We start from the raw sequence: 20,440 nt of genomic DNA on the forward strand, positions 1-20,440 counted from the left end.
CATGCAGACGACCGAATTCGCCCTTCCGATGCCGCGTCCCGCGCGTAGCCGGTTCCGCGCCTGGCGCACGCCAGTGATCGTTGCCGCGCTGTTGGCAGGTCTGCCACTGGTGCTGTCGAGCTACAGCGCCGACCTGGTGGTGCGCATCATGATCTACGCGATCTTCGCGCTCAGCCTCGAGCTGTTGGTCGGCACCACCGGCCTGGTGAGCCTGGGCCATGCGGGCTTCTTCGGCATCGCCGCATATGTGACCGTGCTGGCTTCCGGCGACGATGCCGCATCGATCGCCTGGCTGCTGCCGGCGGCAATGCTGTGCGCCGGCATCTATGCGCTCGCGGTCGGCGCGCTGTCGCTGCGCACGCGCGGTGTGTACTTCATCATGGTGACGCTGGCTTTCGCGCAGATGGCCTATTTCGTGTTCCATGACACGCCGGTCGGCGGCGGCAGCGATGGCATCTTTCTGACCATGCGCCCGGTATGGAAACTGGGAGAAACCGTGCTGCTGGACCTGGAGCGCGGACCGCACATGTATTACTTCGTTCTCGCCTGCCTGGTCGCCGTGTATGGCTTCCTGGCGCTGCTGCTGCGCTCGCGCTTCGGCCATGCGCTTGCTGGCATACGCGTCAACGAGCAGCGCATGCGCGCGGCCGGTTATGCGACCTATCTGTACAAGCTTGCCGCCTTCGTGATCGCCGCCATGCTGGCCGGCGTGGCGGGCTTTCTGATGGCGACCAAGAATGGCGCGGTCAATCCCGAGCTGCTGTCCTGGCATGAGTCCGGCGGCGTGCTGATGATGATCATCCTCGGCGGCCTGGGCAGCCTGCGCGGCGCCGTGATCGGCGCGGTGGCCTTCGTGCTGCTCAAGGAGTTCTATGCGTCCTCCGCGATCTTTGGCGCGCTCGCCGAGCGTTGGCAATTGACGCTGGGCCTGACCATGATTCTGTTCGTGGCGCTGCTGCCGCAGGGACTGATCGGCATCAGGCGACGCTTCAGCGCGAAACGAGGAGAAGGCCATGCAAAGTGAAATGACAAGCTCGCGCGCACTGCTCGAAGCCGAGGGATTGACGCGCCGCTTCGGCGGCCTGACCGCGGTGAAGGAGGTGTCGATCACGCTGGCTCCGGGCGAATTGCACGCCGTCATCGGCACCAATGGCGCCGGCAAGTCGACGCTGATCAACATGCTTTCCGGCGAGATCGCGCCCTCTGCCGGACGGCTGCGTTTCGATGGCATCGATGCCACCGGCTGGTCGCAGCCCAAGCGCGCGCGCGCCGGCATCGGCCGCAGCTATCAGCGCACCACCATCTTTCCGCAGTTTTCCGTGATCGAAAATTGCCGCCTCGCCGCGCAGGCCGCTTTGCAGCGGCCGTGGCAGGTGTGGCAGGCGGCGCAGGCTTGCGCGCGCAGCATGGCCATCGCGCATGAGGCGCTGGAAGTCGCGGGCTTGGCGGTGCATGCGGCGCGCGCGGCCGGCAGCCTCAGTCATGGGCAGAAGCGCCAGCTCGAGATTGCGATGTGCCTGGCAACCGCGCCGCGCGTGCTGTTGCTCGACGAGCCGCTCGCCGGCATGGGCCCGGAAGAAGGCGAGCGCATGCTGGCGCTGCTCGAGCGGCTCAGGAATGAGCACGCAATCCTGCTGGTCGAGCACGACATGGATGCGGTGTTTCGCGTGGCCGACCGCATCACGGTCATGGTCAACGGCGCCGTCATCGCCAGTGGCGCACCGGAAGCGATCCGCAGCAATCCCGATGTGCAGCTCGCCTATCTCGGCGATGCCTTCTCCGATGGAGCCATGCATGCTTGAGCTTTCCGGCGTCCATACGTATTACGGCGACAGCCACATCCTGCAGGGCGCGAGCCTGACGATTGCTGCGGGCAGCGCGGTCGGCCTTCTGGGCCGCAATGGCATGGGCAAGACCACGCTGATCAGGACGCTGATGGGCTATGTGCCGCTGGCCGATGGCCGTATCGCCTGGGAGGGGCGCGATGTCGGCGGCACCACGCCGGAGAAGATGGCGCGGCTGGGCATCGGCTATGTGCCCGAAGGGCGCGGCATCTTTCCGAATCTGTCGGTGCGGGAAAACCTGCTGATGAGCGCGCGCCCCGGTCCGGATGGCAGGCGCGACTGGACCTTCGATCGCGTGCTGTCGCTGTTTCCGCGCGTGGCCGAGCGGCTGGGCCATGGCGGCGGACAGCTTTCCGGCGGCGAGCAGCAGATGGTGGCGATCGGCCGCGCGCTGATGACCAATCCGAAGCTGCTGATCCTGGATGAAGCCACCGAAGGCCTGGCGCCGCTGGTGGTGCAGGAAATCTGGCGCGTGATCGGCCAGGTGCGCGAGACCGGCATTTCCACGCTGATCGTCGATCGCAATTACCGCATGGTGCTGGCGCATACCGACAGCGCGGTGGTGATGGAGAAGGGTCGGATCGTGCTGGAAGGCGTGTCGGCGCAGCTGGCCGCGGATCATGCGGCGCTGACGCGCTATCTCGGGGTGTAGAAGTCTGCGGTAAGCAGGAAAGGTGGCTGACGACCGGGTTCGTCTATAATTGGATAAATTTTTGTCTTCAATTGGACATGCCATGGCCACCGACAACGTCTCCCCCGCCTCCCGGGCGTCCATCCCCGCAAGCCGCATCAAGCGCACTGCAACTGCGCCAACCGTTTCCATGCGCAGCGGCAAGCGCCGCGACGTCGCGGCTTTCGGCGGCGATGCCACGCAAGTCATTCGCGCGATGCGCCTGGGCGCGCCGGCCGACATCGTCTCCGGCGTCGCTGAACGGCTAGGTATCAGCCAGGACAAGCTGTTCGAGCGGCTACGCCTGCCGAAGAGCACGCTGAAGGGCCGTGTCAGCAAGGGCCAGCCGCTGGCCGCGGTAGAGCAGGACCGCATCTACCGTGTCAACCGCGTGTTTGAGCGCGCCAATGAAGTGCTCGAGGACGAGGAAGCCGCGCGCAACTGGATCATCCGCGAGAACCGGTCCCTCGGCGGCGAATCGCCGCTGTCGCTGCTCGACACCGAGGCCGGCTATGAACTGGTGCTCGACACGCTGGGCCGCATTGAACACGGCGTGATTTCCTAATGGCGTCAAGCGTGGCGCTGTGGCGCATAGCCAAGCACACTCCCGACTACCGCGCCGACGACCTCTCCGGCGGCGGCGCCAAAAAGGTTGGCGGCCGCTGGAACGGCAAGGGCCGGGCGGTCGTCTATGCCAGCCGCAGCATTGCGCTGGCGACGCTCGAAACCCTGGCCCATCTTGGCGACGACATCGCGATCAGGAACGCATTTCTGGTACGCATCGACGTGCCGCAGGCGGTATGGAGGCGGCGCGAATACATCGCGTCGGAAGATCTCGACCCGACCTGGCGCGCCGAGCCGCCAGGCATGAGCACCATCGAGTTCGGCAATGCCTGGCTGGCGGATTGCTCGGCGGCGCTGCTTGAAGTGCCCTCCGTACTGGTGCCGGAAGAATGCAATGTGCTGATCAATCCGGCGCATCCGGATGCAAAGCGCCTGGTGGCGGCAGTGCTGCGGCAATTTATTTACGATCCGCGGCTATGACGAGAGCGCAGCCTGACCGGCGACAGTGAATGCCGCTCCGCTCGCAGGCCGCCGCTACTCGGTAGGTATGGCTCTGGTCCTTTGCCACGGGTCTTGCGTCAATCCAGCGCAACGCGGCTGTCCAGTTCCGGAATCAGCGCACGGATCTCCTCGATCCGCGCCGGCTTGGTCAGATGCAGATCGATGCCGGCCTCTCTGCTGGCCTGCTTGTCGCGCTCGGCGCCCCAGCCCGTCAGTGCCACCAGCCTGGTGCGCGCAAGCGCCGGCATGCGGCGCAGCTCGCGCGCAACATCGTACCCACTCATATCCGGCAGACCGATGTCGAGAAATGCGATATCGGGCTGCAATTCGCCGGCAAGCGCGATGGCGTCCGCGCCGCAATGCGCATAACCGATCTGGTGGCCCTGCGCGCCAAGCAGCGTGCCCAGCAGATTGGCTGCATCGACGTTGTCGTCGAGCACCAGAATGCGCTTGGGACTGCGCCACGCCGGCACGGCTTCTTCGGCATGCGCGGCGCTCGCGCCGGCCGGTTCTGTGGCAGCCGGCGCGATGGCCTCCACGGCCGGAATGCTGACGATGAAGCTGCTGCCCTGCCCCGGCGCGCTATGCAATGCAATGCTGCCGCCATGCATCTGCACCAGCCGTTTCGCCAGCGGCAGGCCCAGGCCAAGGCCGTCCCTGCGCATCCGGCGGCCGGAGCCGGCCTGGGCGAATATGTCGAACACCATCGGCTGCATCTCCGGCTCGATACCGATGCCATTATCTTTCACTTCGAAAACCGCATTCCGCCCGTCGCGCCTGACGGCGAGCCGGATCCGGCCGCCCTGCGGCGTATACCTGACGGCATTGTTCAACAGGTTGTTCAGCACCTGCGTCAGGCGCACGAGGTCGGCATGGAGGAAGAGCTCGTGCTCAGGCAGATCAAGGTCTAGCGTCTGTCTCGCCTCGGCCATTTGCGGCGCGATCGCTTCCAGCGCGGCATTCACCACATCGACTGCCGCGATGCATTCCAGGCGCAGTTCCAGCTTGCCGGCATTGATGCGCGAGACATCCAGCAGATCGTCGATCAGCCGCACCAGGTGGCCGAGCTGGCGATCCATGATGGTCAGCGTATTTTCGAAGCCCGGGAACGAGGACGGCGACATCCTCATCAGATCCAGGCCGGTCTGGATCGGCGCCAGCGGGTTTCTGAGCTCATGCGCGAGCATCGCGATGAATTCATCCTTGCGGCGATTCTCGTTTTGCAGCTCTTCTTCCTGACGCCGCAGTTGCTCCTGGCTGCGCTTCTGCTCGGTGATGTCAAGCACGAAGGCCACCAAATGATGGCGCGCTTCATCGGTGAACACCAAGCCCAGAAGCACGGGCACCCGCTTCCCATCCTTGCGCACGATTTCCTTTTCGTAATGCCGGCCACGCCCGGTCTTGCGCGCCTCGTCGATATAGCCCCTTTCGATTTCCAGCCACTCCGGCGGCGTGATGGTATCCCAGCGCAAGCCGCCGTTCTCGAGGTCGTCCCGGCTGTAGCCAATGATGCGCAGATATTCGTCATTGGCCCGTTCGATGCCGCCGGCCGCGTCGGACAGAGTAATGCCGAACAGGTCCGATTCGAAGAAATGACCAACCCGTGCCTGTGCCTGGGCGATCCGCCGGTTCACCTTGCGCGTGGCCAGCAGCAGCGCGAAAAGCGCGACAACGGAAAGCAGAGAAATGATGGCTGCCGACAGATATGCCTGAGCGGCCACTTCCGACCGCTTTCTGTCCAGTTCCCGCAGTTCGACGTCCATGGCATGACTCAAGCGCGCCAGACCGGCTCGGATGTGATCCATGGCATCCTTGCCCGTGCCGGAACGCACCAGCGCCAGCGCTTCCTTTTCCCTTCCGGCCTGATACAGCTCGACGGTGCGCTGCAACTCCGTAAGCTTGGCGTCGATATGCGCGCTGAGCGTAGATAACTCTTCGCCGAGCTGTGCGTGCGCTTGCGCTGAACGCGCAAGCTCGCCCAGCAACACCCTGATCGGAGGATGTGTTGAAGATTGAGCACTGCCGTCCACCGCCTGCCAATACGGCTCCAGGTAGTCGCGCTGGCCGGTCAGCAGGTAGCCGCGCTGACCGGCTTCGGCATGGGTAACCGCTTGTTCAATCAGTTCGATCAGGTCGACGACCCGTTCCGCCTCGATGTATCTGCGTGCCGCGCCTTCCTGGATCTGCGCATTGTGCAGCGCCAGTGTTCCGGACAATAAGATGATGGCGAAGATGGCAAGATGGGCAACGACCATGCCCGAAACGATGTTTCTCGGAAGATAAAAACGGCTTCGCATAGATAGTTGGTCGCTATTCGAACGAGACAATCGGTAGATTACACCGTTTACCGTCGGTGCTCGAGAGAAAGACAACCAAAAGAAAAGCCGGCGCGGCATGCGATGCCACGTCGTCGCATATGCCTTTCGGCCGCGCAAAAGGCTTCCGGCATGCAGCGGCTTGCCTACCGCGTCAATATCCGGTGGGTGCCGCTACCGGCATGTAGACCACGCCGCCGCTGCCGTAACCGGCGCTGTACCAGGTGCTGCCGCAGCGATAGTAGGCCACGCCATCGACCATGGTCGCAGCCACACTGCACGGTGGCGCCACCGGCGGCGGCGGGGCGGCCGCGACCGGCACCGCGGTAGCGACCACGGGCACGGGTGCGACATAGGTTGGTCGGCTTGCCGCTGCCACCGCCCCGGTCACCATCGCGCCGGCGACAAAGCCGGCCGCCGCCGAGCCGCCATCCCAGTCATTGCAGTCATGGCAGCCGCCGCTATTGACATAGACGTTCTGCCGATTGCTTTGCGCATTCGCTGCCGAGGTCTGTCTCTGTGTCTGCGCCGCGCTCGCGCTCTGCTGCCGCTGCTGTTGCGCCGTACTTGCGCTCTGCTGCCTTTGCTGCTGCGCAGTGTTCGCGTTCGTTTGCCTTTGCGCCTGAGCCGCGCTTGCGCTCTGCTGGCGCTGTTGTTGTGCCGCACTCGCGCTCTGCTGCCGCTGCGCCTGCGCGGCGCCAGGCTGCGCTGCAGCGCTCCTGGACGGCGCCGCGCTGCCGGAGAAACCGCCGGAAGAGGCGGCGCCGGCGCGCGAGAATCCGCCCGCGCCCGCGCCGCCACCGCGGCCGCCCCCTCCGCCGCCGCCGATGCGCGCCTGCGCATCGCCGAAGGGCTGCAATGCAAGAGCCGCGGCAAGGACTGCCGCGGCGCGGTACGCCGCCCTGGTGGTATTCATTGCCGGTCTCCCTGCGCTGCCTTCGCCGTATCCGATGCACCTTTCGCCAGTTGCGCGGCAAAGGCGATCTTCTGCGCGCCTGGCGGCACCCTGGGCGCAAAGGCTGCATCGCCGGCTTTCGGATCGAGATTCCAGTCTGAAAGCTGCGCCCGGAACTGCGGCTGGCCCGGCTCGGTCTTGTAAGTAATGACGATCCGTAGCGGCACCGGCTTGTCGCCATCGGCGACCCAGACCTGGAAATCCACCGAATCGCCGCGCGCGGCGAGGTGATGCGCAGGCGTGCCGAGCAGGTTGGTCTTTTCGACGTACTCGATACTGCGCACCCGCGCTTCGAACTCCTGTGGCGCGCGCGTCGTCAACAGCAGCGCCAGCGGCAGGTGTATGCCGAGGTCGCGCACCAGGCGCACGATGCCTTCGTCGAGATTGCCGTCCTGCGGCGTCGACGCGTAGACATTGCTGACGAAATCCGTCAGCACGATTTCCTTGCCGGTGAATACCGCCGCGCTGCGAAAGCCATCGCTGCGCTCGGTTTCCACGAGCAGATGGTCGGGCCGGGCGAGCAGCAGCTTGCGGCGGGCGCCGAATTCGATCTTCTCGCCGGACTCCTGCACCGCATCGTAGCCATCGAGCACGGTGACGGAAAATTGCTTCGCGCCGGCGAGGAATCGCGCCATGCGCATCAGCAGTTCATGCGCCGTCTTTTGGGAGGGTTCCTGCGCGGCCGAACTCTCCGTCTCCGCGGCTGGCGGCGGGGAAGTCTGCGCAAGCGCGCCGTGCGCCACGAGCAACGCCGTCGCCAGCACCGCGCCGACGCGGACTGTGCCGTGCCAGGACCTGTTCACCGTCTTCATCGCTACTCCATGCCGCTGCCATTGCGCCGCCCATGACCGGGCGGCGCTCCGGCGCTCAAGGGATCATGCCGCACTCGAACATCTTGTTGGCGATCGGCGCGGAAACCCTGTTGATGAAATGCTGACGCATCGCGGGATCGGTGCGCAGCAACTGCACCGCCTTCTGTTCCATCTGCATCTGCTGCGGCGACGGCGGCGTCATCTTCTTCGCCATGATCTGCTGGCAGCTGGAATTCTGGTACTGGGCAACGACGCGCTCCGCCACCTTGTCCATCATCGGAAACGATTCGGACTGCGCCGACGCCGCGTCGGCGAACAGCACGAGCGCTGCGGCACCCATCCATGCGCACCCCGCATGCCGCCAGCGAAAACTGTCGAGCCTGTTCATCTTCATGTTCTTCTTCCTTTTCCACGTCATTAACCGGGCTTGTATGCCAGAGGTCATCAGCGCCTCTACCTGCATTCCTGGCCGTTGGCCGTCCTCACGCACGTCGTGCCGCCTGGAGCGGTATAGACACCCTTACCGTTCTTCGTGACCGCCTTGCCGCCACGGCTGCTCTCTGTGGTATTGGCCCCGTAAGGCCCTTTCTGGGTGGTCACCACATTGCCGGTGTTGCGATTCACCATCGCGCCTTCGTTGCCGTTGCCGCACGCGGTGCGGCCGCGCGCATTGCTTGCGCATTCCGCGCCATGCGCGCCCCCCGATGCGACGCCGTACGCGCCAAGAGCGACAACGAGCATTGCCGCTACGCTTGCCCTGCTTTTCATATCAGCCTCCATTGCGCGGTCATGAATCCACACCGCCTTGAGTGCCAAGTCTAGGAGGGCATGTGAGGGAAGAACAATGGCACCAAGGTCTAATCGCCCGCGCTATTGGGGCTCCATAAGCTGTCCCCGATTGGTCCTGGCTGCTGCGCGCGCGGCGCAAGCGGGCATATCGACCTTTCCAACCCCAGGAGGATTTCGATGCTGAATAAAAAAATGCGTAGCGGTTTTGCCGTCGTTCCTTTGGCGCTGTCCCTATCCGTGGTGCCCATCGCGTTCACCGTGCTCGGCGGCTGCGCCTCGCCGCAGTCTTCCGGGGATGCGCAGCAGACCATGCGCGAAGCGGAAACCACGCTATCGAATTTCCAGCGTGATCCGGACATGGTCTGGCTGCAGCAGAACATCGGACATGCGAAAGCGGTGCTGATATCGCCGCGCATTTTCCAGGCCGGCTTCGTCATCGGCGGCTCGGGCGGCAATCTGCTGGTGATTGCGCGCGACGGTTCCCGCTGGTATGGCCCGGCCTTCTACAAGATCGGCAGCGGCAGCATCGGCCTGCAGGCGGGCGCGGAAGCAGCGGAAATGGTGGGGCTGGTAATGACGGACAAGGGCATGGATTCCCTGCTCTCCACCAGCTTCAAGCTTGGCGGCGACGTGAGCATCGCGGCCGGCCCGGTCGGCGCCGGCACAGGCGCCCCGATCCCGGCCGACATGGTGGTCTATACCCGCGCCAAGGGTCTGTATGGCGGACTGAACCTGAACGGCACGGTGATTTCAGCCGACGATCTGGGCAACCGGGCCTTTTATGGCACGCCTGCCAAGCCGGTGGACATTCTGGTGAAGCACACGGTGACGAGCGAAAGGGGAGCGCCGCTGACGGGAATGGTATCGCGCTGAGCGAAGCATGGGCGTCGCAGGGCCAGTCAGGTCGAGTACACCTTATTGACTGCCCCAGGCGCGCTGCAGGCTCACCCCTACGCTCTCGAAGTTGCCGCCTACGCGCGTGACCAGCCCGCGCGCCCATGCGAACTTCATCGACCAGCCGCTGCCCAGCGGCAGCGAGAACGTTAAGCCGTAGCGCGAATTCTGCTGCCGGTCCTGCTTCTCCAGACCGTCGACGCGGCTGCGTCCGCCCGAGCTGAATGAGAGATCCGTCGCCAGCCACATCCCGGGGCGGAAGTTGTAGCCGGCATGCAATTGCACGAGCGCAAGCGGATCCTGCTCGCGCCGGCTGCCTCCGAAATACTCATCGTTCTCGCCGTACAGCCACACGCCCAGGCTGGTTTCGACGAACCATTTCCCCAGTGGCTGAGATAGCCCGAGCTCCGGCTTGATCGCCCAGCGGTTGCTGCCGACATTCACCAGGCGCTCGGGACGATAGCGCCCGGTGGGCGCAATCACGGTAAGGCTCGCGCCGAGCGACGTTTCCGGCGTGCGTCGCGCGAATTCCGCGGCGCTCAATGCAGGCGAGCCGATCAGCCCGAGGGCGAAGCGCACGCGCATGTCACCCGGTCCTGCGCGATGCACCGCGGTCGGCGCATCGACCACATTGCCGCTGACATCGCCCTGCACCAGGGGCAGCGCGACACCGAGCGAAGCCGCATGGCCGCCGACGCCGAAGGTGCGCACATAGCCGAAGGTTTGCGCGTCGATGCTGGCCGCAACATCGGTAATCGGCACCGACGGGTCGGGCAGCACCGAGCCATGCAGGCGGGTGACATTGACCAGCGCAAAGTTGGTGTCCACCGGAGACGCGGAATAGGCGCGCGGCTCCATTTCCTGCGCCAGGGCGCACGCCGCCGGCATCGCAACGATGGCAACGACATGGCGCAGCGCATGACGCGGATGGACGAGCATGTTGGCAAAGTCCCGTTTCGTTTCATCGACAAAAGGTCCGCCGGCGCCGGCTGCACCGCATGCGCATGCTGACGCGGCGCGGCATGCCGCCGGGATTGGACCTTGGTCTGATTGTCGCCGCTGCCCCCCGGCTTGAAGATGACTTTTCACAGGTTTCGCTCCCCGCGGCAAGGACGGCCCATCCTGAGCACAGCCCTTTCCCGCATGCACCGAGGTGACTCAACATGGAACAAGCAACACAGATTGCGCGCAGCCACGAGACCGGCATCAAGATTGCGATGCTGTACCGCAAACGCTGCGCCAAGGCATACGAAAAGTTCACGGACAAGCTCAAGGCGCTGACCGAGAGCGACGGCGCCAGGCCGCTGGCAAGCGCCGCGGTCTGCATGGCGGATGGATGGGGCAACGCCGCCTACGCAATGGATGCGATGCAACGTTCGATCCTGTTCTGGAACACGCTGCGCGAGCGCGGCGATGAATTCGTGCAGAACGCCATCTCCGGACTCAAGCCGGTGCTGCATTTCGACTACGACATGGTGATGGATGGCCGCGGCTTCGACCGTCCGGTCAACTATGCGCTGCTGAAGATCAAGCCGCAGGCCGGGGTCGTCATCGATCCGGAAAAGCGTCCCTACATCATCATCGATCCGCGCGCCGGCCACGGTCCCGGCATCGGCGGTTTCAAGGACGATTCGCAGGTCGGGGTGGCGCTGCGCGCCGGCCACGCGGTCTACTTCGTCATCTTCTTTCGCGACCCCGAACCGGGCCAGACCATGCTCGATGTGTGCGCGGCGGAGCAGCAGTTCGTCAAGAAGGTGCGCAGCCTGCATCCGAAGAGCGGCAAACCGACCATCATCGGCAACTGCCAGGGCGGCTGGGCGGCGATGATGCTTGCCGCTTCCGATCCCGAGCAGACCGGGCCGGTGGTCATCAACGGCGCGCCGATGTCCTACTGGGGCGGCGCGTGGAGCGAAGGTGAAGGCGACAATCCGATGCGCTACGCCGGCGGCATACTCGGCGGCACCTGGCTCGCCTCGCTCACCGCCGATCTCGGCAATGGCAAGTTCGACGGCGCGCACCTGGTGCAGAACTTCGAGAACCTGAACCCGGCCAATTCGCTGTGGGACAAGTGGTACCACCTGTACAGCAACATCGATACCGAGCCGGAGCGCTTTCTCGAATTCGAACGCTGGTGGGGCGGCTATTACCTGATGAACCGCGAAGAGATCGAATGGATCACGCGCAACCTCTTTGTCGGCAACAAGCTGTTCTCCGGCGATGTGAAGAGCAGCGCCGGCAAGGCCTTCGATCTGCGTGATTTGAAGGCGCCGATCATCCTGTTTGCCTCGATGGGCGACAACATCACGCCGCCGCAGCAAGCCTTCAACTGGGTACTGGACATCTATGAATCGACCGATGAAATCAAGGTGCGCGGCCAGGTCATCGTCGGCCTGCTGCACCAGGACATCGGCCATCTCGGCATCTTCGTTTCGGGCCGGGTCGCGAAGAAAGAGCATGCGCAGATCGTGTCGGTGCTGGAACAGATCGAAATGCTGCCGCCCGGTTTGTATGGCATGGAAATCACCGAGCACAGCGATGAGAACGGCAAGCCGGTGTACGACGTCGTCTTCCGCGAGCATCAACTGGAGGAAGTGGCTTCGCGCCTGAACCGCTTCCAGCGCGAAGATGAAAAGCCCTTCGAAGCGGTCGTCACGATCTCGGACTTCGTTCAGCGCGCCTATGAACTTTTCGCGCAGCCGACGGTGCAATCGACGGCCAACGAATTCAGCGCGAAGCTGTTGCGCGAATTCCATCCGCTGCGCCTGCAGCGCTGGTCGCTGTCCCAGCTCAATCCCTGGACCTGGTGGCTGCCCGCAACGGCGCAATGGGTCGGTGCCAACCGCAAGGCAATAGACGCGGATACGCCGCAACGCAAGCTCGAGACGGCCGGCTCGGAAATGATCAGCGCGACGCTCGAGCTGTACCGCGGCCTGCGCGATGCGGCCACCGAGGCCACCTTCTTCGGCATCTACGCCAATGTCTTTTCGCTGTACCTGGCCGACAAGCATGAGACCGAGGTCAAGCGGGCGGCCGTCACCACGGATCCGCGCGAATTGCCTTTCGTCAAGGAAGCGCTGGCCTCGGCGGGCCAGGGCGGTTACACCGAAGCCTTCGCCCGCGTGGCCTATCTGCTGTCGCGCAAGGGCGAACCGCTGCCGGTCGCGCGCCTGATCATGCGCGAGGAAAAGAAGCAGGCTTATGCCGAATATTTGCCGAAGGTAGAGGCGGATCAGTGGCGCCGCGTGCGCGGCGAGCAGGAAATCATCGCCCGCTATGACCCTGAACTTGCCTTCGACACGCTGCCCAAGCTTCTCGATAACGCCGCTGACCGCGAACGCCTGCTGACGCTGCTCGACAAGCTGATGGCGGACAGGGATGTGCAGAGTGTGGAGCCGACTGCCGAGCAACTGGCCATGCTGGAACGGGTGCGCGCCGTGCTCGGCGGCAGGCCGGTGCGCGAGCGGCGGCTGGAAGCGATAGGGCAAGCCTGAAACACATCAATGCAACCGCACAGGAGTCTTCGATGGATACACCCCGCCACCAGAAATACCAGCGCCTGATCGACTACTGCAAGAACCTGCCGCCGCTGCCGACCGCAGTCGTGCATCCCTGCGATCGCAGTTCGCTCACGGGCGCAATCGAAGCCGCGCAGATGCGCCTGATCGCGCCCATCCTGGTCGGCCCGCGCGAGCGCATCGAAGCAGCGGCGCGCGAAGCCGGGTTGTCGATCGCGGATTACCCGCTCATGGACGCGCCTTTCTCGGAAGCGGCCGCCGAACTCGCGGTGCAGCTCGTGCGCGAAGGCCGGGCCGAGGGCTTGATGAAGGGCAGCCTGCACACCGATGAACTGATGCGAGCGGTCGTAAAGAAAGACTCCGGTCTGCGCACCGGGCGGCGCGTGTCCCATTGCTTCGTGATGGATGTGCCGGGCCATCCCGATCCGCTGATCATCACCGATGCCGCAGTCAACATCGCGCCGACGCTGGAGGACAAGATCGACATCGTGCAGAACGCGATCGATCTCGCGCATGCGATGACGCTGCCGGAGGTTCGCGTCGCGGTGCTGTCAGCGATGGAGACCGTCAATCCGAAAGTCCCTTCCACGCTGGAGGCGGCGGCGCTGTGCAAGATGATGGACCGCCATCAGCTCAGCGGCGCCGTGATCGACGGCCCGCTGGCGCTGGACAATGCGATCAACCCGGAAGCGGCCAGGATCAAGGGAATCGAATCTCCGGTCGCGGGCCGCGCCAATGTGCTCGTGGTGCCAGACCTCGAAGCCGGCAACATGCTGGCAAAGAGCCTTTCCTTCCTCGCCGGCGCGGATGCGGCCGGCATCGTGCTCGGCGCGCGCGTGCCGGTGATTCTGACCAGCCGCGCCGACTCGGTCGTCACCCGGCTCGCTTCCTGCGCGGTAGCGACGCTGGTGGCAAAGGCGCGCCGCGAAAGCGGCAAGACCATGGGGTGATGCGATGGCCAACCTGATACTCGTCCTCAATGCCGGCTCGTCCAGCATCAAGTTCCGCGCCTTCGACGCGGATAGCAAGGAGCTCGATCTGGTGCTGTACGGCCAGGCCGAGGGCATCTATACCATGCCGCGCTTCACCGCCTGTGACCGTCATGGCGAGACCATCCATGAGAAGTCCTGGGAAAAGAGCGCCGGCCTCGGCCACCAGGGCGCATTGGAATTCATTGCCGAATTCCTGATGAGCCATCGTGGCGACAACCGTCTGGTCGCGGTCGGCCATCGCGTGGTGCACGGCGGCATGGACTTCGATGGCCCGGTGCTGGTTTCCCCCGGCGTCATCGCGCGGCTGGCGAAGCTCACGCCACTGGCGCCGCTGCATCAGCCGCACAACCTCGGGCCGATACGCATCCTCGCCGAAACCCGGCCGCAGCTGCCGCAGGTCGCCTGTTTCGACACGGCCTTTCACCGCGGGCAGCCCGAGCTGGCGCAAGCCTATGCGCTGCCCGCCTCCATCACCGAGCAGGGCGTGCGCCGCTATGGCTTCCATGGCCTGTCCTATGAATACATTGCCAGCGTGCTGCCTCAGATCGCGCCGCACGCGGCAACTGGCAGGACCGTGGTCGCCCACCTGGGCAACGGCTGCAGCATGTGCGCGCTCGACGGTGGCAAGAGCGTGGCCAGCACCATGGGCTTCACCGCGGTGGATGGCCTGATGATGGGCACGCGCAGCGGCAACCTCGATCCCGGCGTCATCCTGTACCTGATGGACGAGATGAAGATGGATGCGCGCCGTATCGAAGACCTGCTGTACCGCCAGTCTGGCCTGCTTGGCGTGTCCGGCATCTCCAGCGACATGCGCCAGCTCCTGGCCAGCGAGGAACCGCGCGCGCAATTCGCCGTTGACCTCTTCGTGTATCGCATCGCGCGCGAAATCGGCTCGCTGTGCGCCGCGCTGCGCGGCATCGATGCGCTGGTCTTCACCGCCGGTATCGGCGAGCGCTCGGCGGAAATCCGCTCGCGGGTTTGCGAGGCCGCATCCTGGCTCGGCCTCGCGCTGGATCAGGACGCCAATGAACGCGGCGGCCCGTGCATAGGCGCATCGAACCAAACAGTGTCGGCCTGGGTGATTCCGACCAACGAGGAATTGATGATCGCCAGGCATACCCGCAATGTGATACGCATGGTGCGGACATGAAGACCGTCAGTCTGGAAAGCGCAGTGGCGATGATCCCGGATGGCGCCAGCGTGATGATCGGCGGCTTCATGGGCGTGGGCACGCCGGAATGCCTGATGGACGAGCTGGCGCGGCAGGGCAAGCGCGATCTCACCGTCATCGCCAATGACAGCGCGACACCGGGCTGCGGCATCGGCAAGCTGATCGATGCCGGCGTGGTTGGCAGGCTGGTCGCCAGCCATATCGGCTTGAACCCGCAAACGCAGAAAAAGATGATCGAGGGCGAGATCGCGGTCGAGCTGGTGCCGCAGGGCACGCTGATCGAGCGTATCCGCGCCGCCGGCTGCGGCCTGGGAGGCGTGCTTACGCCGACCGGCGTCGGCACCACGGTCGAGGAAGGCAAGACCAGGCTCGATGTGGACGGACGCGACTATCTGCTCGAAACCGCGCTGGCGGCGGACTTCGCCCTGGTGCAGGCAATGATGTCCGACTATCAGGGCAACCTGGTGTATGCGCTCACGGCGCGCAACTTCAACCCCGTGATCGCAATGGCGGCGAAAACGGTCATTGCGAACGTCGAGCATATCGTCCCGGTCGGGGTGATCGCGCCGGACCACGTGGTCACGCCGGCGGTGCTGGTCGATTACCTGATCGCTCACAGGTGAATCCATGGATGCACAAACGCTGATTGCCAAACGCATTGCGCGCGAGCTGAAGAATGGCATGCTGATCAATCTCGGCATCGGCATACCGACGCTGGTGGCGAACCATCTGCCCGCAAGCGTGCATTGCTACTTCCAGTCCGAGAACGGCCTAATTGGCACCGGATCGATCCCCGAGGCCGGCATGGCCCTGCCCTACCTGACCGATGCCGCCGGGCACCCGGTGACGGCCCTGCCCGGGGCCTCCACCTTCGACAGCGCGATGTCCTTCGGCCTGATCCGCGGCGGGCATCTCGATCTGACGGTGCTGGGCGGCCTGCAGGTGGATGAAGAAGGGCATCTCGCCAACTGGACCATCCCGGGCAAGATGGTGCCGGGCATGGGCGGCGCGATGGATCTCGTCACCGGCGCCAAGCGGGTCATCGTGGCGATGCAGCACAGCGCCCGGGGCCAGTCCAAGCTGGTGCGGCGCTGCACGCTGCCACTGACCTCCTTGCGTGCCGTGGATCTGATCGTCACCGAGCTCGCCGTGATCGCTTTCGAAAACGGCAGGCTGCGGCTGCGCGAAACCGCGCCCGGCGTGAGCGTGGAGCAGGTGCTCGCCGCCACCGAAGCGAGCCTGGCGATCGATGGACCGGTTCCCGAAATGCCTATTGAAGGAGTGACATCATGAGCCTGGACATTCCCCGTCCGATACTGAAAGACAAGAAGGCGTTGGTCTGCGGCGTCGCCAACGAGCATTCGATTGCCTATGGCTGCGCCAAGGCCTTCCACGAGCTCGGCGCGCAATTGGCGCTGACCTATGCGAACGACAAGACGAAAACGCATACCGAGCCGCTGGCGCGAGAGCTGGAAGCGCCGATCTACATGCCGCTGGACGCGACCCGGCTTGATGACATGGAAGCGGTGTTCTCGCGCATCGAAAAGGAATGGGGTCGGCTCGACATCCTGGTGCACTCGATCGCCTGGGCACCGAAGGAAGACCTGCAGGGCGGGCTGCTCGATTGCTCGGCCTCAGGCTTTGGCCAGGCGATGGACATTTCCTGCCATTCCTTCGTGCGGCTCGCGCGCCTTGCCGCGCCCCTGATGAAGGAAGGCGGCACGATGTTCACGATGAGCTATTACGGCGCCAACAAGGTGGTGCCGAACTACAACGTGATGGGGCCGGTGAAGGCGGCGCTCGAAGCCTGCGCACGCTACCTCGCCTACGAGCTCGGACAAAAGCAGATCCGGGTGCACGCGATTTCACCGGGCCCTTTGCAGACCCGGGCCGCATCGGGCCTGAAGGACTTCGATCTGATGCTCAACGAAGCCGCGCGCCGCGCGCCGCTCGGCGAGCTGGTCGACATCATGGACGTCGGTTACAGCTGCGCCTTCCTTGCTACGCCGCTCGCAAGGCGGCTGTCGGGCGAAACGCTGTACATCGATGGCGGCGTCAACATCATGGCCTGAGGAGAAGGACATGGCAGACCTGTTGCTGGGCAATGTGGATTCCAGCGCCTCGGATGAGGACATCAAGAGCTTCCTGGTGAAGTACGGCTTCCCGGAATACGACGCGATACAGCACATTCCGGGCGATGGCTCCCGGCCGGCGGTGCTGCTGAGCTTTCACGACGCGCCGGCCGCAGTGCTGCGTCAACTGCAGCCGCGCCTGCAGAACCTGTACTGGAAGAACCGGCGCCTGCAGGCGCAGGTGATGGCGGGCCGATTTAACTAATGAAAAACAAGGCAGGAAACAAGCCATGAACATACTCGACTGGCTGCTGGGCGACGACGCGTGCGTACACGACGATGTCGATGATGCAGTGGAGCGGCTCCTCGCGCTGCATCCGCAATTGAAACTGGTACGCCGCTGCAAGACGCGCCTGGCGTCTGCGGTCGAGACCAGCCAGGCGTATATCGAAGGCCTGCTCGGGCACATGCCGAGGCCGCATGAGGCGAACGAAGCTGCCTGGTCGATGGACCCCTGGATCCATGCTTTCTTCGGCTCGCCGGACGATGTGACCCGCGTGATCAGCGCCTCGCCGGATCTGCGCCAGTGGTTCGAGCGCAACCCGGACGCGCAGGAAGTGCATGCGGTGCTGGGCATGGAGATGACAGAGCGTCGCGTGCTCGGCGTCGCACAGCACGGCGACACGGTGCGCCGCGACGTGCCGCAGACCACCCTGTCCTTCACCGACCATCAGCTGCGCCTGTGCGGCCGCAGCGGGCCGGACCTGAGGCAGGAAGTGCTGCGCCGCCTGATGGATCAGCTCGGGCTGGAAGCCCTGGAGCAGATCAACGCCGATAAGTCGCTGCGTGATCGGCTTGCCGAGGAAAGAGCCCTGCTGCGCACCCGGCTGAAGTTGCTGGAGCTGCATGGGGCCGGGGTGATGGGCATGTTCAATCTCACGCGCGAGGAAAGTCTGGCGCAGGCCGAGGACGTGAAGCGTTCCATCGAAGACAACCAGCGCGCGCTGGAGCGCTGCGGCACCGGGGCCGATGCACTGGAACGCGAACTGGAGAAGGTGCGCATGGTATTCGCCAATCCCGAGCAGTATCTGTCCGTCTGGCTGCGCCGCTTCCGCCTGAATGCGATGAACATACTCGTCGAGGATCTGGCCGCACCGGGCGTCGACATCGAAGTCCCGGTCGCGCGCATCCCGACCACGCCACCGCGCGAGCGCGCGTTCACCCTAGTGCGCTTCGCGCGGCGCGATCTGCGCGCACAGCATGACCTGCTGAAGGAAGCCGAGCGCCTGCTCGGATGAACGAAGGAGGACAAGCATGCAAAGCGGCAAGGAGATCCGCTCGCGGATCAAGAGCGTCGAGAACACGCGCAAGATCACCAAGGCCATGGAAATGGTCGCCGCATCCAAGATGCGCAAGGTGCAGGAGCGCATGCGCGCGGCGCGCCCCTACAGCAGCCGGGTGCGCAATATCGCCGGGCATTTGTCGGAAGCAAATCCGGAGTACCGGCATCCGCTGATGGTGAAGCACAAGACGCTCAAGCGCGTCGGCCTGATCGTGGTGACGACCGACAAGGGACTGTGCGGCGGGATGAATGCGAATGTGCTGCGTACGCTGACGCAGCGCATGCGCGAGTTCGAGAAGTCGGGCGTGGCATGCGAGCTGATGGTGGTCGGGAGCAAGGGACTGAGCTTCCTGTCACGCATAGGCGCGAAGATCATCGCGCAGGTCACGCAGCTCGGCGACGTGCCGCATCTGGATCGCCTGGTCGGCCCGGCCAAGGTGCTGCTCGATGGGTACCAGAACGGCGATCTGGACGCCATCCACGTGTTCTACACCCGCTTCGTCAATTCCATGCAGCAGGAACCGGTGTCGCTGCAGTTGGTGCCGCTGTCCGATGAAGAGCTACGCCCCGATCCGGGGGCGCCGCATCACTGGGATTATCTGTACGAGCCGGATGCACAGACGGTGATCGACGAGCTGCTGATCCGCTACCTGGAAGCGCTGATGTACCAGGCGCTGGCGGAGAACATGGCTTCCGAGCAGTCCGCGCGACGCATGGCGATGAAGGCGGCCAGCGACAACGCCGGCAGCGTGATCGATGAACTGCGCCTGGTCTACAACAAGACGCGGCAGGCGGCGATCACGACCGAGATCTCCGAGATCGTGTCCGGCGCGGCTGCGGTTTAGCAGGCGTTATCAGTGGCATCAACCAGGAGGCATCATGGCTGAAGCGAAGAGCGTGCATGTGAGCGTGGTATCGGCCGAAGAGGAAATCTTCGATGGCCCGGCGGAATTCGTGGCCCTGCCCGGAGAGGTCGGCGAGCTTGGCATCTATCCATCGCATACGCCATTGATCACCCGGATCCGGCCGGGCGCGGTGCGCATCAAGCGCCCGGACCAGGCTGAAGAGGAACTGATTTTCGTTGCCGGCGGCATCCTCGAGGTGCAGCCCTATGAGGTAACGGTGCTGGCCGATACCGCGATCCGCGGCCGCGACCTGGATGAAGCGAAGGCGATGGAAGCGCGCAAGCTGGCCGAGGAGAACCTCGGCAACCGGCAGGGCACCGTCGATTATGCGAAGGCCCAGGCTGAGCTGGCGATGGCGATCGCGCAGTTGCAGGCCATAACGCGCATGCGGCGCAAGCGCTGAAGCGGCTTTCCCTGCATCCAGGCTTGACAGAGGAGAATTGCGATGAACGTGAACGCCGCCCTGTTTGGGGAATGCGTCGTCTTTCTTATGTTCGTTGCCTTCGTCTGGCGCTATCTCTGGCCGCCGGTGAGGAATGCCATCGACGAGCGCATCAAGCGCATCGCGGACGGCCTGGCCATCGCCGAGCGCAGCAGCACGGAAGGCAATGCGGCGCAAATGAGAATGCGCGAACGCCTGACGGCGCTGGAGCGGGACAAAGAGCGCTGGATGACCGAGGCGGATGCGCGCATAGCGCGCATCCTCGAGGATGGCCAGCGCGCGGCCGCGGAACAGACCGAGCGCATCCTCGCCAACGCGCGCGCCGAGGCCGGCCACGAAATGGCCCGCGCGCGCGACGCCTTGCGCAACGAGCTCGCGGCGGCTGCGGTGCGTGGTGCGGAGGAAATCCTGAAGCGCGAGATGGATGCGCAGACGCATGCGGAGCTGGTGCGGCGCACGGGGAAGGATTGAGACTCTCCCGGGCCGGTAAAGGGACCGGTGCAAGAAGCCCATCGATGTAGCCGACGGCCTTTGCCTTTGCCTTTGCCTTTGCCTTTGCCTTTGCCTTTGCCTTTGCCTTTGCCTTTGCCTTTGCCTTTGCCTTTGCCTTTGCCTTTGCCTTTGCCTTTGCCTTTGCCTTTGCCTTTGCCTTTG

The 20,440-nt window shown here is 64.5% G+C and carries 23 protein-coding genes; 17 read left to right on the top strand and 6 right to left on the bottom strand.

Annotated elements, in window-relative coordinates; genetic code table 11:
- The first annotated feature begins 1 nt into the window (after position 1).
- From JJB74_RS19175 to JJB74_RS19195, 5 genes are all read left to right on the top strand, one after another.
- On the top strand, positions 2 to 1,024 hold the full coding sequence (locus JJB74_RS19175) for a branched-chain amino acid ABC transporter permease (protein ID WP_234484290.1): 1,023 nt from the start codon (positions 2 to 4) through the stop codon (positions 1,022 to 1,024).
- On the top strand, positions 1,014 to 1,802 hold the full coding sequence (locus tag JJB74_RS19180) for an ABC transporter ATP-binding protein (protein ID WP_234484291.1): 789 nt from the start codon (positions 1,014 to 1,016) through the stop codon (positions 1,800 to 1,802). Before JJB74_RS19175 ends, JJB74_RS19180 begins: the two co-directional genes overlap by 11 nt.
- On the top strand, positions 1,795 to 2,496 hold the full coding sequence (locus JJB74_RS19185; RefSeq protein ID WP_200594479.1) for an ABC transporter ATP-binding protein: 702 nt from the start codon (positions 1,795 to 1,797) through the stop codon (positions 2,494 to 2,496). Before JJB74_RS19180 ends, JJB74_RS19185 begins: the two co-directional genes overlap by 8 nt.
- Positions 2,497 to 2,578: 82 nt before the next feature.
- Positions 2,579 to 3,079: a type II RES/Xre toxin-antitoxin system antitoxin gene (gene parS, locus JJB74_RS19190; RefSeq protein ID WP_200594481.1), complete on the top strand. Its 501-nt coding sequence runs from the start codon at positions 2,579 to 2,581 to the stop codon at positions 3,077 to 3,079.
- Entirely contained in the window at positions 3,079 to 3,558 is a 480-nt protein-coding gene (locus JJB74_RS19195) for an RES family NAD+ phosphorylase (protein WP_200594483.1), read from the top strand. The genes parS and JJB74_RS19195 overlap by 1 nt, the downstream gene beginning before the upstream one ends.
- A gap of 98 nt (positions 3,559 to 3,656) precedes the next feature.
- Here JJB74_RS19195 and JJB74_RS19200 read toward each other — a convergent pair whose 3' ends face one another.
- The 5 genes from JJB74_RS19200 to JJB74_RS19220 form a co-directional block, all read right to left on the bottom strand.
- The gene (locus tag JJB74_RS19200) at positions 3,657 to 5,876 is read right to left on the bottom strand and encodes a hybrid sensor histidine kinase/response regulator (protein WP_200594484.1); all 2,220 of its coding nucleotides are present in this window, start codon (positions 5,874 to 5,876) and stop codon (positions 3,657 to 3,659) included.
- A 172-nt stretch (positions 5,877 to 6,048) separates the two neighbouring features.
- Positions 6,049 to 6,810: a hypothetical protein gene (locus JJB74_RS19205; RefSeq protein ID WP_200594486.1), complete on the bottom strand. Its 762-nt coding sequence runs from the start codon at positions 6,808 to 6,810 to the stop codon at positions 6,049 to 6,051.
- A complete protein-coding gene (locus tag JJB74_RS19210) occupies positions 6,807 to 7,661 on the bottom strand; it encodes a DUF2092 domain-containing protein (protein WP_234484292.1) in 855 nt (284 codons plus the stop codon). The genes JJB74_RS19205 and JJB74_RS19210 overlap by 4 nt, the downstream gene beginning before the upstream one ends.
- Before the next feature lie 55 nt (positions 7,662 to 7,716).
- The gene (locus JJB74_RS19215; RefSeq protein ID WP_234484293.1) at positions 7,717 to 8,055 is read right to left on the bottom strand and encodes a hypothetical protein; all 339 of its coding nucleotides are present in this window, start codon (positions 8,053 to 8,055) and stop codon (positions 7,717 to 7,719) included.
- A 59-nt stretch (positions 8,056 to 8,114) separates the two neighbouring features.
- A complete protein-coding gene (locus tag JJB74_RS19220) occupies positions 8,115 to 8,429 on the bottom strand; it encodes a hypothetical protein (protein WP_234484294.1) in 315 nt (104 codons plus the stop codon).
- Positions 8,430 to 8,627: 198 nt separating this feature from the next.
- Between JJB74_RS19220 and JJB74_RS19225 the strand changes: the two genes are divergently transcribed.
- Positions 8,628 to 9,323 (top strand): lipid-binding SYLF domain-containing protein, encoded by a 696-nt coding sequence (locus JJB74_RS19225; protein WP_200594488.1) that lies wholly within the window; start codon positions 8,628 to 8,630, stop codon positions 9,321 to 9,323.
- A 42-nt stretch (positions 9,324 to 9,365) separates the two neighbouring features.
- Here the strand turns inward: JJB74_RS19225 and JJB74_RS19230 are convergent, their stop codons facing one another.
- Entirely contained in the window at positions 9,366 to 10,283 is a 918-nt protein-coding gene (locus JJB74_RS19230) for a transporter (RefSeq protein WP_234484295.1), read from the bottom strand.
- 224 nt (positions 10,284 to 10,507) lie between these two features.
- Between JJB74_RS19230 and JJB74_RS19235 the strand changes: the two genes are divergently transcribed.
- The 11 genes from JJB74_RS19235 to JJB74_RS19285 are packed head-to-tail and all read left to right on the top strand — an operon-like array spanning position 10,508 to position 20,257.
- Positions 10,508 to 12,835, top strand: coding sequence for a DUF3141 domain-containing protein (locus JJB74_RS19235; protein WP_200594490.1), 2,328 nt, complete (start codon positions 10,508 to 10,510; stop codon positions 12,833 to 12,835).
- A 5-nt stretch (positions 12,836 to 12,840) separates the two neighbouring features.
- Positions 12,841 to 13,809, top strand: coding sequence for a phosphate acetyltransferase (locus JJB74_RS19240; RefSeq protein WP_325170145.1), 969 nt, complete (start codon positions 12,841 to 12,843; stop codon positions 13,807 to 13,809).
- Between the two features lie 4 nt (positions 13,810 to 13,813).
- On the top strand, positions 13,814 to 15,004 hold the full coding sequence (locus JJB74_RS19245; protein WP_200594494.1) for an acetate/propionate family kinase: 1,191 nt from the start codon (positions 13,814 to 13,816) through the stop codon (positions 15,002 to 15,004).
- Positions 15,001 to 15,648, top strand: a complete 648-nt coding sequence (locus JJB74_RS19250; RefSeq protein ID WP_200594496.1) for a CoA transferase subunit A — start codon at positions 15,001 to 15,003, stop codon at positions 15,646 to 15,648. Before JJB74_RS19245 ends, JJB74_RS19250 begins: the two co-directional genes overlap by 4 nt.
- 4 nt (positions 15,649 to 15,652) lie before the next feature.
- Positions 15,653 to 16,318, top strand: coding sequence for a 3-oxoacid CoA-transferase subunit B (locus JJB74_RS19255; protein WP_200594498.1), 666 nt, complete (start codon positions 15,653 to 15,655; stop codon positions 16,316 to 16,318).
- Entirely contained in the window at positions 16,315 to 17,097 is a 783-nt protein-coding gene (fabI, locus tag JJB74_RS19260) for an enoyl-ACP reductase FabI (RefSeq protein ID WP_200594500.1), read from the top strand. Before JJB74_RS19255 ends, fabI begins: the two co-directional genes overlap by 4 nt.
- Before the next feature lie 10 nt (positions 17,098 to 17,107).
- Positions 17,108 to 17,362: an RNA-binding protein gene (locus JJB74_RS19265; protein WP_200594502.1), complete on the top strand. Its 255-nt coding sequence runs from the start codon at positions 17,108 to 17,110 to the stop codon at positions 17,360 to 17,362.
- 25 nt (positions 17,363 to 17,387) lie between these two features.
- Complete coding sequence (locus tag JJB74_RS19270) at positions 17,388 to 18,395, top strand: hypothetical protein (RefSeq protein ID WP_200594504.1); 1,008 nt, start codon at positions 17,388 to 17,390, stop codon at positions 18,393 to 18,395.
- 16 nt (positions 18,396 to 18,411) lie between these two features.
- On the top strand, positions 18,412 to 19,284 hold the full coding sequence (atpG, locus tag JJB74_RS19275) for a F0F1 ATP synthase subunit gamma (RefSeq protein WP_200594506.1): 873 nt from the start codon (positions 18,412 to 18,414) through the stop codon (positions 19,282 to 19,284).
- A 34-nt stretch (positions 19,285 to 19,318) separates the two neighbouring features.
- The gene (locus JJB74_RS19280; protein ID WP_200594508.1) at positions 19,319 to 19,747 is read left to right on the top strand and encodes a F0F1 ATP synthase subunit epsilon; all 429 of its coding nucleotides are present in this window, start codon (positions 19,319 to 19,321) and stop codon (positions 19,745 to 19,747) included.
- 42 nt (positions 19,748 to 19,789) lie between these two features.
- Positions 19,790 to 20,257 carry a F0F1 ATP synthase subunit B gene (locus JJB74_RS19285; protein WP_200594510.1) on the top strand — a complete coding sequence of 156 codons (468 nt, stop codon included), beginning with the start codon at positions 19,790 to 19,792 and terminating at the stop codon, positions 20,255 to 20,257.
- Positions 20,258 to 20,440 lie beyond the last annotated feature (183 nt).

This window comes from Noviherbaspirillum pedocola (genome assembly GCF_016632335.1).
Lineage (GTDB): Bacteria > Pseudomonadota > Gammaproteobacteria > Burkholderiales > Burkholderiaceae_D > Noviherbaspirillum_A > Noviherbaspirillum_A pedocola.